Origin of the sequence: Streptomyces sp. NPDC051136 (assembly GCF_044455745.1) — a bacterium.
Lineage (GTDB): Bacteria > Actinomycetota > Actinomycetes > Streptomycetales > Streptomycetaceae > Streptomyces.
In genome coordinates this window covers 250,864-262,745 of record NZ_JBITFE010000008.1, presented here as the reverse complement: position 1 = coordinate 262,745, position 11,882 = coordinate 250,864, and the positions used below count along the sequence as shown (strand labels likewise).

The window sequence follows — 11,882 nt, the reverse complement described above, 5'->3', positions numbered from 1 at the left end:
CCCCTACCATTCCGGCATGCCGGACATCGAGCTGAGCGCGGGAACCATCGAGTACGAGGACACCGGCGGCGAGGGCCCGGTCGTCGTCCTCCTCCACGGCCTCGTCCACGACGCCACCGTCTGGCGCAACGTCGTCGCCGACCTGCGCACCGACCACCGGGTCGTGGCGCCCACCCTGCCCTACGGCGCCCACCGCCGCCCGATGCGCCGACCGCCCACGCCCGACCTGGTCAACGAACTGATCGCCGAGTTCCTGGACCGCCTCGACCTGACCGACGTCACCCTCGTCGAGAACGACTGCGGGCGCGCCCAGACGGTGGCCGCCCGGCACCCGGAGCGGCTCGCACGGCTGGCGCTCGTCGCGTGCGAGGCGTTCGACAACTACCCGCCGGGTCTGCCCGGGAAGCTGATCGGCATCGCCTGCCGGGCCCCCGGCGGCGTGTCCCTGCTGGTGCGCACCCTTGGCCTCAGGCCGCTGCGCCGCCTCCCGGTCGGCATCGGCGCCCTCACCAAGCGGCCCGTGCCGGACGCGGTCGTCGACGGCTGGCTGCGTCCGCTGCGCACCGACCCGGCGATCCGGCGCGACTTCCGCCACTACGGCACCCACGTCCGCCGTGACGAACTGCTGGAGGCCGCCCAGGGGCTGCGGAGGTTCGACCGGCCCGCACTCGTCGTCTGGGCGACCGAGGATCTGATGATGCCCCGCGCGCACGGCCGGCGCCTGACCGAACTCCTCCCGCAGGGGCGGCTGGTGGAGGTCGAGGACACCCGGACGCTGATCCCCGAGGACCAGCCGGAGCTGCTCGCCTCCCTGCTGCGGGAGTTCATCGCCGAGAAGCACTGACCACCGTCGCGGCCCGCGGTGGATCAGGCGGCCGTCGCCAGGTGTCCGCCCGACACCCGGTGCGGGCCGACGACCAGACCGTCGGGCCGCAGCTCGCCGGTGTCGTCGAAGACGATCGTGCCGTCGCACAGCAGGTTCCACCCCTGCTCCGGGTGGGCGGCGACGACGTGCGCGGTGACGGCCCGCGCCTCGGGGGAGCCGGCCGCGGGGCAGGAAGTCCGGTGGGTACACATGGCGCACCTCCACGTCGGGAGACCGTCCCGTCGTCGGGACCGTCGCGTGTACCGACCGTGCGCCCGCCGTGGACGCGTCGCCAAGTCCCGCGCGGCAAGCGTGACAACACCCGGACACACCGGCGACGGTTCCACGACGGCCGACGCGGACTCGCCACCGAAGGGGTGACGGTCACGGTCGTCGGCCCCTGCGCCCGGTACCAGTGGAACCCCTCGTTCCGCACTTCCGGGAGGTTCCCATGTCCGTACGGTCCGCCGCCCTCGCCACGGCCGCCGGTGCCACCCTGCTCCTGCTCGCCGCGCCCGCCGTCACGGCCGCACCCCATGACGCCCGCCTCGTCGCGGAGTCGGTGACCGTCGACCCGACCGGCCGTCTCGCCGCCGACGGCAGTGTCACGCTCTCCGGCACCTACCGCTGCACCGGCGGCACCGGACCGGTCTACGTCAGCTCCACGGTGAGCCAGACCGACCCGTCCGTCCGGTACGGCGTCGGCGGCACCCGCGCGGTCTGCGACGGCCTGGAGCACCGCTGGGTCAACACCGGCACGCCCGACACCGTCGTCCTCAAGCCCGGGGCGGCCCACGTGGAGGCCACCCTGATGGAGCTGCGCCCCATGGGCATCGTGCCGCTCCCGAGCTTCCACGCCCGTCAGGCGCAGGACGTGACACTGACGGCGGTCTGACCCCTCGCCCCCCCCCCGCGCTCGCCTTCCGCACCTCCCCGGACGCGGCCGGGTCGGCATCCCGCATTCCGCATCCCCCTTTTCCTTACGTACCGGTGAGGAAAAGGGAGGCCGGTTCCGATCCCCTTGTTCCGCCGCAGTTCAGGTTCTTTTCCCGGGCCCCGTACCGGGTCGCGGTGAACGCACCACGTGCTGCCGCTGCTGCGGAAGGGCCACCGGGTCGGAGGCGGCCCTGCCCGACGCCTCGTCACCCGGTGTGACCGCGGCGCGCTGCCGGTGGCGCGGCACCGCGCGCCGGGGCGGCCGGGTGAGCGTGATCTGGCGGACGACCTGCTGGAAGCAGACCAGCGAGGCCAGACCGGGCAGGGCGGCCGCGGCGCCGTCGCTGACGGTCCTGGGCGCCTCGGCGATGCACAGCAGCATCGCGATGGCCGAGAACAGCAGCACGACGGCCCAGGAGTGCACCGCGCGGCGCTGGTGCAGCGCCGACCGCAGCACCGCGAGCGAGGCCACCAGCCAGGGCCCGTAGACCAGCAGCGGCCACCACGACACGACGCTGCCGCGCGTACGGGTCACGGCGGCCAGCCGCAGCGGCTCGTAGGCCACCATGCCGCCGAACAGGCTCACGGAGGCCGCGATGACCGCGGCCAGCGCGGCGACGAACAGGCTCGCGGCGCGCAGCCGGCTCACCTTTCTCCCTCTGCGGACCCTGCGGTGGCTCGTCGGGGACTCCCTCAACGGGGGCAACTCCGCCGTGATCTCCTGGAGATTGCTCAGCGGTGTGCCCGGGGCGGGCGCGAGCGCCGAAGTGTCCGTGGCGGAGGGGGAGGGGACGCCGGTCTGCTGCTCCATCGCGTCCTGGAGCAGGAACGCCAGTTCCTCGGCCGGGTCCCAGCCGGGTTCGGGCGGGACCAGGACCTCCTGGTACGCCGCCTCGGGCGCCCGGTGCCTGCCGGTACCGGTGCCGGTGGCGCGGAAGGCTCCCTCGCCGTACGGCATGTCGGGGTGCGGGTGTTCTTCGTACACGGGGCGCCGATCACTCCGGCCGGGAGCACGTCAGCGAACCCTGCGTACGGCCCCATCGCTCGGCGAGGCCGATCTCCAGCTCGGTCATGACGTCGAGGAAGCGTTGCAGCACGGGTTCGGTCACCAGGAGCGGGACGGGCTGACCGCCTCCGGTCAGGGTTCCGTCAGCCGGTGACGGAAAGTGATCTCTGCCGGGCCTGTAGGTGTACGGGCCGAGCGCTGTCGATTCCCCGTGTTCCTCGGTCATATCCGAAGTAACGTCTGCCTACTCCGTCGGATGCGCGGCAGTCGAGTGAACGATTTCTGCGATACTTACCCAATCTCGAAGTCACACCGGTGCGGATCGTGACCCGGTACGAAAAGCACCGGACAGCGCGCGAACGGTGGAAACCGCGCCGTTCGGCCGCGCGTACGGGTGAGCTTCGAGAAGTGAGCCGCGCCGACGGCCCCGCGGCGGTCGTCTGTCCCGTTCGGCAGACGCGCGGGCCCGCCTTCCGGGCCACGAACGCGACCGGTTCGTCATCGGCACGACGCCAGGTCGCCGTCCGTGCCGTCCGTGCTGTTTGTGCCGTCCGTGCCGTACTTTCCGGCGCGGCGCCCTGCAAGCGCTGCGGACGGGTGGACTGACACCGGCCCCGCTCCCGGCGCCGCGCGTTTCGGTGACTCCGGGCCCGTCTTCGCCGGTCGTGCCCGGAGCCGCGCTCTGACGCGCGTCGGGGTGACTGCCGCCGCCGTGTGTCGGGGTTGGCTGCCCCCGCCGCGCGTCCGGGCACCTGCACCTCACCGTGCCCGGCGCACACGCCGGTTCGCACGCGGCACACCCGGGGCCGCGACGGCGAGATCCGTGCCCCCGGCCGGAGCGGCAGCCCGTGAGCAGAGGGACGTCGGAGTTTGACTCCGGCTCAGTCCAGCGGCAGCGTCGCGTCGACCCGCCAGCCGCCGTCATCGTGCGGCCCGTACTCCAGACTGCCGCCGAGGGCCTCCACGCGCTCGGCGAGTCCGGCCAGCCCCGTGCCCCCGCCGTGCCGTCCGCCGCCGAGCGGACCGCTGGGTTCGCCGCCGCCACGGCCAGGGCCACCGGCGTCGCCGGAACCCGCTCGTGCCGGCCCGCCACGGCCAGCGCCCCCAGCACCGCGACCGCCATGGTGACGACCGGAAGCCACCCCGCCGTACCTCCGGCCACCAGGCCGCCCACCACCCCGAGCACCGCCGACACCGCGAAGACCGACCGGACGATCCACTTCCGCCACTGGCTCCCCTTGGCGCTGGTCATCCGCCACACACTACCGAGGCCCGGTCGACTCTCCTACGTCCGTTCGGTGAGGCGGGGTGGTGCCGTCCGGGCCTGCCGGGTGCGGGGAGAAGGGGCCGTCCAGGGCCGCCCAGTGCAGGAGCAGGACGGTCTTGCCGTCGGTGATGCGTCCGTCGCGGGTCATGGCGAGGGCTTCGGCGAAGGGCACTTCGAGGACCTCGATGTCCTCGCCCTCCTCTTCCACCCCGCCGCCGGTTCCGGCCCGGTCGGCGGGGGTGTAGGGGGCGGCGAAGAAGTGGAGGCGTTCGGTGACGGAGCCGGGGCTCATGTAGGCGTCGAGGACGTGGGTGAGCGGCCCGAGGGTGACGCCGAGTTCCTCGGCCGCCTCGCGGCGGATCGCGGTGTGCGGATCGTCCGCGTCGAGCAGACCGGCCGCGGCCTCGACGAGCATGCCGTCGGGGTGGTCGTTGACGTAGGCCGGGTACCGGAACTGGCGGGTGAGCAGGACGCAGCCGCGTGCGGAGTCGTACGGCAGGACGACGGCGCCGTTGCCGCGGTCGTACGTCTCGCGCACCTGCGTTTCCCAGCGGCCGTCGCGGCGGCGGTAGTCGAAGGTGGTGCGGCGCAGGACGTGCCAGCCCTGGGAGGTCAGCTCGACGTCGCGGACCCGTACGGCGGGGTTGCGGTCGAGAGCGCGCCCGGCCCGGTCGAGTCCCGTCCGGCCGCGATGGTCCGGGACGTCCACACCGGGGCGGGACTTCACGCCGCCTCCTGCCGGTCGAGGGCCGGTATCTCCGCGACGTCGTAGTAGACGGGCAGGCCGCGGCGGCGCGCGAGGGCGACGTCCTGGTCGGCACCGGCGGAGTCGCCGGGCAGTCGCAGCACGGCGTCGCAGCGGGCCAGCAGGCGCTCGGCCGTCGGGTACAGCACCTCGTCGGCGAGAGGGTCGGTGGGGCCCGCGCCGGCCGAGCGCAGCACGGGCAGGGCGATCCACTCCCCGATGACGGGGAGGTGCCCGGCGGCGAACACGGGCCACGCCGCCGTTTCGAGGCGCGCGAGGTTGGCGGCCATGGCCTGTGGGTCGCCGTCGGTGCCGGACCGGTAGGGGCCGGCGATGAGGATGAGCAAGGGCTTGGCGGTCATGGGCGCTACGATACATGCAGAAACGTGCAAGAACGGGAGAGAACAAGGATGCTGGCTGCGGAACGACGCGATCACCTGCTGGATCTGCTGGCCCGGCGGGGCAAGATCGTCGCCAAGGAGGTCGCCGCCGAGCTGCGGATCTCCGAGGACTCCGTACGGCGTGACCTGCGCGATCTGGCGAGTGAAGGGCTGTGTCAGCGGGTCTACGGCGGGGCGCTGCCCGTCTCGCCGGCCGTGGTGGACTATGGCGCCCGGCAGAGCGTGGCCCCGGACGGCAAACGGAAGGTCGCGGCGGTGGCCGCCGGACTTGTGCGGCCCGGCGGCACGCTGATCCTCGACGGCGGCACCACCGCCCTGGCAGTCGCCCACGCCCTCCCGCGGGATCTGGCCTGCACCGTGATCACCCACAGCCCGCCGATCGCCGTCGCCCTCCTCGACCACCCGCAGGCCGAGGTCTTCATGCTGGGGGGCCGCCTCTTCAAGCACTCGGCGGTCGCCTGCGGCGCGGCCGCGGTCGAGGCCGCGCAGAACGTCTCCGCCGACCTCTTCCTCCTCGGCGTCACCGGCGTGCACCCCGAGGCGGGACTCACCACCGGCGACGCCGAGGACGCGGCGATGAAGCGCGCCCTCGCCGCCCGGGCGGCGGACACCTACGTCCTCGCCTCCTCCGAGAAGATCGGCACCGCCTCCCGGTTCCGAGTCCTGCCCTGGGAAGGGATCACCGGCCTCGTCACGGACCGGGCCCCGGACGACCCGGTGATCGAGCAGCTCACGGAGAGCGGGGTCGACGTGCTGCCGGCCGGCTGACGCAGCCGCCGCAGCCGCAGCCGCAGCCGCGTCACGCGCGGTCACACGCACCACCTCGCCCCGGCACCCGGACGCGGCGCCCCTCGCGACCCCGGACGGTGACCCGGGCATTCCGTCGAGTGAGGTGTCTGCCTTCGCAGGGTGACGGTAGGCGGTCAGCGGGTGACCGGCCCTGTGAGGGCGCGCACAGGGCCCACGTCACACAGGGCCGGAGTTAGTAGACGCCCGACGGCCGCTCGCCCGCGCGGGCGAGCGGCCGTCGGGGCCGTCACGCCGCCTTTCTGCGAAGCGGCGTAGTAGGTCACACACTTGTCGCGGCGCCGAGGCGTTCCGCAAGGTGTTCGACGTACCGGGGAGCCGAGCGCCGGGACCGGACGGCAAGAGCCCGTCCGTGATCCAGACACCGGCCCTGATGACGCGAAGCCGCGTCCAACGCGGACACCGCGTCGCCGACCCCCCGTCGGCCTCCCCATCACGTCCCCGAATGGAGAGGTACACCCCCATGCACGCCATCATGCGCCGCCCCAGCATCCGCAAGTCCGCCGTGGCCTCCCTCGCCGCCGCGGGCGCCGCCGCCGTCACCCTCACCCTCGCCCCGAGCCCGGCGCACGCCGCCGAGCCGGCCAAGGCCTCCACCGCGCAGACCCAGGCCCAGACCGACAAGATCGAGGCCATCGTCAAGGCCGGCAAGAAGAAGCACGGCAACGACCTCGACGGCTGGATCCGCACCGCCCTGGACGTCATGGACGCCAAGAACATCCCGGGCACCTACGAGGGCCTGCACCGCAACATCATGCGCGAGTCGTCCGGCAACCCGAAGGCGCAGAACAACTGGGACGTCAACGCCCAGAACGGCATCCCCTCGAAGGGCCTGCTCCAGACGATCCAGCCCACCTTCGACGCCTACCACGTCAAGGGCACCAAGGACTCCATCACCGACCCGATCGCCAACATCGTCGCCGCCTGCAACTACGCGGCCGACAAGTACGGCTCGATGGACAACGTCGACTCCGCCTACTGACCGGCGGACCCACTGACCGCCTGAGCCCCGGGGACACCGGTCCCACGCGGAGGCCGGCGGGGCCCAGGCAGCACGGCGGGGCCGGAGGGACCACACGTCCCTCCGGCCCCGCCTGCGTGGTGCATGCGAGTGCGATGTGGCCGGTGATCGCGAATCGGCCCGGCCCGAACGGACGGCAACGCGCACCGCTCGAACGGCTCTCATCCGATGAAGCGCATGCCCGCATCGGCCACGTGGGCCGAAACTGACCGGCCGTGCCATCGGCGTCGTGGCATCGCCTGATGTCCCGTACGCCGGGATAACTCAATCCTCCTGGCGGATCGGTGGCCGAGGCGCCACCGGGGGAGGCGGGGGGAAGCCCGGGGCGGGGGCTTCGGGGTGGGCAAAGTCGGGGAGAGGGGGGTGAGGCGGAGGCGGGGAGAAGTACGGGACGGGTGCTTCTGGGGCGGCGAAGCCGGTGAGAGGGGGGTGAGGCGGAATCGGGGGCGCGTCGTCGGAGCGCCTGCGGGTGGCGGCGGCCTTGGCACGGTCGAACGCGACCCGGCTCTTGCGCACGGCAGCCCGGTTCAGTTCGGAGTCGACGACTCGCCGTACGGTCTCGTGTCCGGCGACCCTGCCGTCCCGAGTGTTCTGGACCGCGTTCTTCCAGGCTGCCCGGCTGTCACGGGCCCTGGCGAGCCCCAGGTCCATCGTCTGGCCGATGCCCTGCCGTGCGGCGCCCCAATCGGGCTGGGGCACCGTGATGTTGCCGACGGTGGTACCGGCCAGGCGGTCGGCGAGGGAGAGCCTGCGTCCCCGGAGGGCGGGGGCACCATTGACCCAGAAGACGGCCACCGCGACCGCCCAGCACAGCACCGACAGCACGACTGAGCCGCTGACCAGCACGCAGCAGGCCACCGCGAAGCAGCCGACGTCGGCGAGCGTGGTGACACCGGCTCGGATCGCGGCCCGGCGAGCGCCGAGGGCACCCGGCCCGGTGGGGGAGACGCGCAGGCCGGTCAGCAGCTTGCCCAGGGTGCGGTTGGTCAGAACGAGCGCCGCGAAGTGGTAGGCGAAGGTGATGAGCACCAACGCGACGAACGCCTGTTGGACGGCACTCACGGCGGAGCCCCAGACGTGGTCCCACACCCGCTCGGTGGCATCAAGAGGGTGGCCGCCCGAGGTGAGAACCTCCCATGCGCTGCTGCCGATCAGCTCGGTGGTGTCGGTGATCATTGCGCTGATGCGATGGAAGGTGAAGGAGCCGAGAAGAACGGCCACCGCGACCACGAGGGCGAAATCGATCAGCCAGGCCATGATCCGTCGACCGGACCCAGGCATAGGCGGTCCGTAGGCTAAGCCGGATTCTCCGGCTGATGCAGGCCTGGCGGGCCCCGAATGGTGAGACATGCACGCCCCCGTGATGACGAAGAGTCAACTAGCCGAAATTGACAGCGACAGGTTAACGCAGCCCCATTGCGGCGGGCAGGTGTTCGTGGGGGACGAGAACCGGACAGGGATGCACCGGGGCGCGGCCTTGCGCCGCCTGGGAAAGACCGGTGTTTGCTGGTTGTGGCTCCAGGGGAGATCGGGACCCGATACGGTTCGAACCGAGGGGTATCGACGTGCCGCAGGAACCGTGGGCCGAGCTGGGGGAGACCATCAGCGTGATTCGCGCCGAACTGCAGAGCGCCATGGAAACGGGAGAGGGGGAGTCGCTGAAATTCAGGACCGGACCGGTTGAACTCGAGTTCACGGTGGAGGTCAAAAAAGACAGCGGGGTCAGAACCAGGATATTCGTTCTTCCGTGGACGGTTGAGGCCCAGGGTGCCGCACATGCGGGTCGGGTCCACCGGGTCAAGCTCACGTTGCAGCCGGTCGACGGCGACGGCAACGATCTGAAGATCTCCGCCGACTCTCCACAGCGTCCGAGATAGCGCGCACGGTCCGAGTGGAGAACAGCTCGTCTGGTGAGGGGCGGGGCGGGGGATGGACCAGACACGGGTCATGGAGATCTGGAACCCGGCCTCGAAGAGGTCGGGCAGCGGGTACCTGATCGGTGACCACTTGGTGCTCACCGCGCACCACATCGTGGCCGGCGTTCCCCTGCGCGGCGGTGTGGAGGTCCGTCGGCTGGACCCGGAGGGTGGCACGGACTGGACGGCCGCCGAACCGGTGTGGCTGCCGGACGCAGTGGCTTCGGAGGTGCCGCCGGACACGGACGGGGCGCTGCTGCGGATCACCGGGCCGGACTGGCGACCGCCGGTGACTCCCCCGGTGCGCTTCGGGCGGGTGGTGGGCAAGCACCGGCTGCCCTGCCTCGGACTGGGTTTTCCCGACGCGGTGACACGTTCCGACCACGTACGGGACACCATGCCCATACGTGGGCACGTGGACCCGTTGCACGGCATGAAGTCGCGGATGACGACGGTGCACGTCGACGAGGGCATCACGCCGAGCCGTTCGGGCTGGAGCGGCAGTTCGGGAGCCGGGTTGCTGTGCGGACCGCACCTGGTCGCGATCGTGACCACGGAGATGAGCTTGGCTCCCGGCGTGCTGGAGGCCGTACCCGTCAGCGTCCTGGCCGAACTGCCGGGATTCGAGGAGACTCTGCACGCCCACGGCGTCCACTTCGTCACCGAGGAGGTCGACGGGGCGCCTCCGGATCCCGACGACGAGCCGGACTACACGCCGGTCGCCCTACCTCCGCCCTCCCCGCGGCACCGTCTGAGGAAGCTGCTGGCGCCCGCGGCGGCAGGGACGACGACAACACTGGCACTTTTGGCGTTCTCCCCGCCCGCGCCGGGTGTCACTTGGCCGGTCGGGTCGGCGCTCTCCGGCCTTCTGGCGGGGTGGAGCATGGATTGGTTCCGTGGCACGCGGGCGGCGGGAGACGGCCGGGAAGCCGCTGTCCGAAGGCTGCGCGAGACCGTTCGCAGGGAGGTCGGGCGACGCCGTCGGCAACTGCTGGGCAACGACGACAAGGCCATCAACGTCACCTTCGTCACCTTGCCGCAGGACGGCAGGGACGCGGACAGGGCCTGGCCGCGCGGAGATTTCGCCGGCATCGCCCGTTACCTGGACGCCCTGCGGCCTCAACGCCTGGTCATCACGGGCGGTCCCGGCTCGGGCAAGACGCTCCTGGCCTACGAACTCGTTCATCGGTCGCTCGCCCGCAAGCACTACGACGGCCCGGTGCCGGTCCCGGTCGACCTGTCCGGGTGGGACACCGGCGTGATGTTCGCAGACTGGTTCAGCGTTCGTCTGAGTCAGGAGTACCTGGGCGGTTCCGAGACCAGGGCACGGGACTTGTTGGCCTCAGGCCGCGTCATGCCGGTCCTGGACGGCCTCGACGAGATGGATCCCGCGGACGGAGCGCGCCCCAGGGCCGTCGCCGTGCTCGCCGAGCTCAACCGGTTCGCCGGGCCATTGGTGCTGACCTGCCGTTCGGGCGAGTACGCCGGGCTCAGCCGTGCCGGTCAGCGTCTGCTGGACTGTGCGACGGTACGGATCGAGAGGGTCCGTCCCGTCGACGGCTGGCGGTTCCTGGTCGAGCGGACGGTGGACAGGGCCCGGCTCGCCGACTTGGAGAACGATCTCTGCACAGCGGGGACGGCCATGGGAGCCGTGCTGTCCTCACCCTGGATGCTCACGCTGGCGTCACTGGCCTCGCAGACGGAAGCCGGAGCCGCGAGACTCCTCACGTTCATCGGGGCGCCGGCCTCGGGCGGCCGGGCGCAGGAAGAGCTGCGCGCGACGCTGTTGGAGGAGCTCATCCCGTCCCTGTGCGAGCGGGATCCGGCCGACCGGCGCCAGCGGTACCAGGCTGAAGCCGTGACTCGGTGGCTACGGCTGCTCACCGCGAGCCTCAGCGGCGACCGTGCGACACCGGCCGACGGCCGCGGCGCCGCCGTGCCCACCCGAGACCTGGCCATCCACACGCTGTGGCCGGTCGCGGGGGCGCGCAGCGCACGCTACGCCGCCGCGGCGATCACCTTCGCCTGCTGGCTCCCCGCCCTGCTCTCCCTGGCGGTCTGCCTCCACCACAACCACGCCCTGCCCCTGCCCGGCGCCGTGCTGCTCGCACTACTGACCCCTGCGCCGCTCCTGTCGGCCTGGACCGCACGGGCACGGTACGTCGAACCCCGCCGCATCCTCTTTCAGCGGCTGGGCAGCAGACTCGGCTGGACCCGGATTTTTCTGGGAGCCACACTGGGTGGCGTCCTGATGCTGCCCCTGACGCCCGCGTTCGGTCCCGGCTTCGCGTTGGCCGCAGGCACCGGTTCAGCCGCCGTCTTCGGCTTCGGCCTGGCACTGTCGGTGCGGGCGGACATCGACCGTCCCCGTCTGATGGCCGTCAGTATCCCGACTGCCCTGTCGGTGACTGTGGGGGCGGGATTCCTCGTCGGCCGGCTCGGCGATTTCGTCGGGCTCATCGCGGGATGCGGTGCCGGAGCGATCGGATTGGCCGCGGGGGTGCCCGCAGGGCTGCGTGCCGCTCGGCGCAACAACGGCGGAGAACCGGACCCGGACTCGCCCGGGGTGCCCACGCCGCTGGCTCCCCTGCGCAATGACGTGATGGCAGGAGCGGTGTCCGGCCTCGTCGTCGTACTGCTCACGCTCTACGGGACGCTGTGCATCGAATGGCTGCGGGTTCCCTGGCCCCTCGCTGTCCTCACGGCCCTGGCCTGCGGGGTGGCAGCCGGGCCCGGATTCGTCGCAGTCACCGGTCGCCAGTACCTCGGGCTGCTCCTGGCCATGCGTGGAAGGCTGCCGTGGCGCCTGACCGCGTTCCTCCGCTGGTGTCACGAACGCGGTCTGCTGAGGTCAGCCGGCACCGCCTACCAGATACGTCACGACGAACTCCTCGAGTGGCTCCGACATTGACCCTGTC

The 11,882-nt window shown here is 72.0% G+C and carries 11 protein-coding genes; 6 read left to right on the top strand and 5 right to left on the bottom strand.

Going from position 1 to position 11,882, the window contains the following annotated elements; all coding sequences use genetic code 11:
* Nucleotides 1–16: 16 nt before the first annotated feature.
* Nucleotides 17–844, top strand: coding sequence for an alpha/beta hydrolase (locus tag ACIBCJ_RS24065; RefSeq protein WP_365978381.1), 828 nt, complete (start codon nucleotides 17–19; stop codon nucleotides 842–844).
* A 23-nt stretch (nucleotides 845–867) separates the two neighbouring features.
* Here ACIBCJ_RS24065 and ACIBCJ_RS24060 read toward each other — a convergent pair whose 3' ends face one another.
* Entirely contained in the window at nucleotides 868–1,077 is a 210-nt protein-coding gene (locus ACIBCJ_RS24060; RefSeq protein ID WP_362101112.1) for a DUF5999 family protein, read from the bottom strand.
* 239 nt (nucleotides 1,078–1,316) lie between these two features.
* Between ACIBCJ_RS24060 and ACIBCJ_RS24055 the strand changes: the two genes are divergently transcribed.
* Nucleotides 1,317–1,760 carry a DUF6299 family protein gene (locus ACIBCJ_RS24055; protein WP_362101108.1) on the top strand — a complete coding sequence of 148 codons (444 nt, stop codon included), beginning with the start codon at nucleotides 1,317–1,319 and terminating at the stop codon, nucleotides 1,758–1,760.
* A gap of 141 nt (nucleotides 1,761–1,901) precedes the next feature.
* Here the strand turns inward: ACIBCJ_RS24055 and ACIBCJ_RS24050 are convergent, their stop codons facing one another.
* The 3 genes from ACIBCJ_RS24050 to ACIBCJ_RS24040 all read right to left on the bottom strand — a co-directional run bounded on the left by ACIBCJ_RS24050 (nucleotide 1,902) and on the right by ACIBCJ_RS24040 (nucleotide 5,181).
* Nucleotides 1,902–2,759: a DUF2637 domain-containing protein gene (locus ACIBCJ_RS24050; protein WP_362101390.1), complete on the bottom strand. Its 858-nt coding sequence runs from the start codon at nucleotides 2,757–2,759 to the stop codon at nucleotides 1,902–1,904.
* A 1,310-nt stretch (nucleotides 2,760–4,069) separates the two neighbouring features.
* Nucleotides 4,070–4,801 carry an NUDIX domain-containing protein gene (locus tag ACIBCJ_RS24045; protein WP_365978380.1) on the bottom strand — a complete coding sequence of 244 codons (732 nt, stop codon included), beginning with the start codon at nucleotides 4,799–4,801 and terminating at the stop codon, nucleotides 4,070–4,072.
* Nucleotides 4,798–5,181, bottom strand: coding sequence for a DUF4406 domain-containing protein (locus ACIBCJ_RS24040; protein WP_365978379.1), 384 nt, complete (start codon nucleotides 5,179–5,181; stop codon nucleotides 4,798–4,800). The genes ACIBCJ_RS24045 and ACIBCJ_RS24040 overlap by 4 nt, the downstream gene beginning before the upstream one ends.
* Before the next feature lie 48 nt (nucleotides 5,182–5,229).
* Here ACIBCJ_RS24040 and ACIBCJ_RS24035 point away from each other — a divergent pair, with 48 nt between their 5' ends.
* Nucleotides 5,230–5,988: a DeoR/GlpR family DNA-binding transcription regulator gene (locus tag ACIBCJ_RS24035; protein ID WP_362101097.1), complete on the top strand. Its 759-nt coding sequence runs from the start codon at nucleotides 5,230–5,232 to the stop codon at nucleotides 5,986–5,988.
* Nucleotides 5,989–6,490: 502 nt separating this feature from the next.
* Entirely contained in the window at nucleotides 6,491–7,009 is a 519-nt protein-coding gene (locus ACIBCJ_RS24030; RefSeq protein ID WP_362101094.1) for a transglycosylase SLT domain-containing protein, read from the top strand.
* Between the two features lie 303 nt (nucleotides 7,010–7,312).
* On the opposite strand, the gene ACIBCJ_RS24025 is transcribed toward ACIBCJ_RS24030, so the two are convergent.
* Nucleotides 7,313–8,329, bottom strand: coding sequence for an RDD family protein (locus tag ACIBCJ_RS24025; RefSeq protein ID WP_365978378.1), 1,017 nt, complete (start codon nucleotides 8,327–8,329; stop codon nucleotides 7,313–7,315).
* A gap of 284 nt (nucleotides 8,330–8,613) precedes the next feature.
* Here ACIBCJ_RS24025 and ACIBCJ_RS24020 point away from each other — a divergent pair, with 284 nt between their 5' ends.
* Together ACIBCJ_RS24020 and ACIBCJ_RS24015 are read left to right on the top strand one after the other, a co-directional pair.
* Nucleotides 8,614–8,925: a trypco2 family protein gene (locus tag ACIBCJ_RS24020; protein WP_365978377.1), complete on the top strand. Its 312-nt coding sequence runs from the start codon at nucleotides 8,614–8,616 to the stop codon at nucleotides 8,923–8,925.
* 52 nt (nucleotides 8,926–8,977) lie between these two features.
* Nucleotides 8,978–11,875: a hypothetical protein gene (locus ACIBCJ_RS24015; RefSeq protein WP_365978376.1), complete on the top strand. Its 2,898-nt coding sequence runs from the start codon at nucleotides 8,978–8,980 to the stop codon at nucleotides 11,873–11,875.
* The last annotated feature ends 7 nt before the right edge of the window (nucleotides 11,876–11,882 follow it).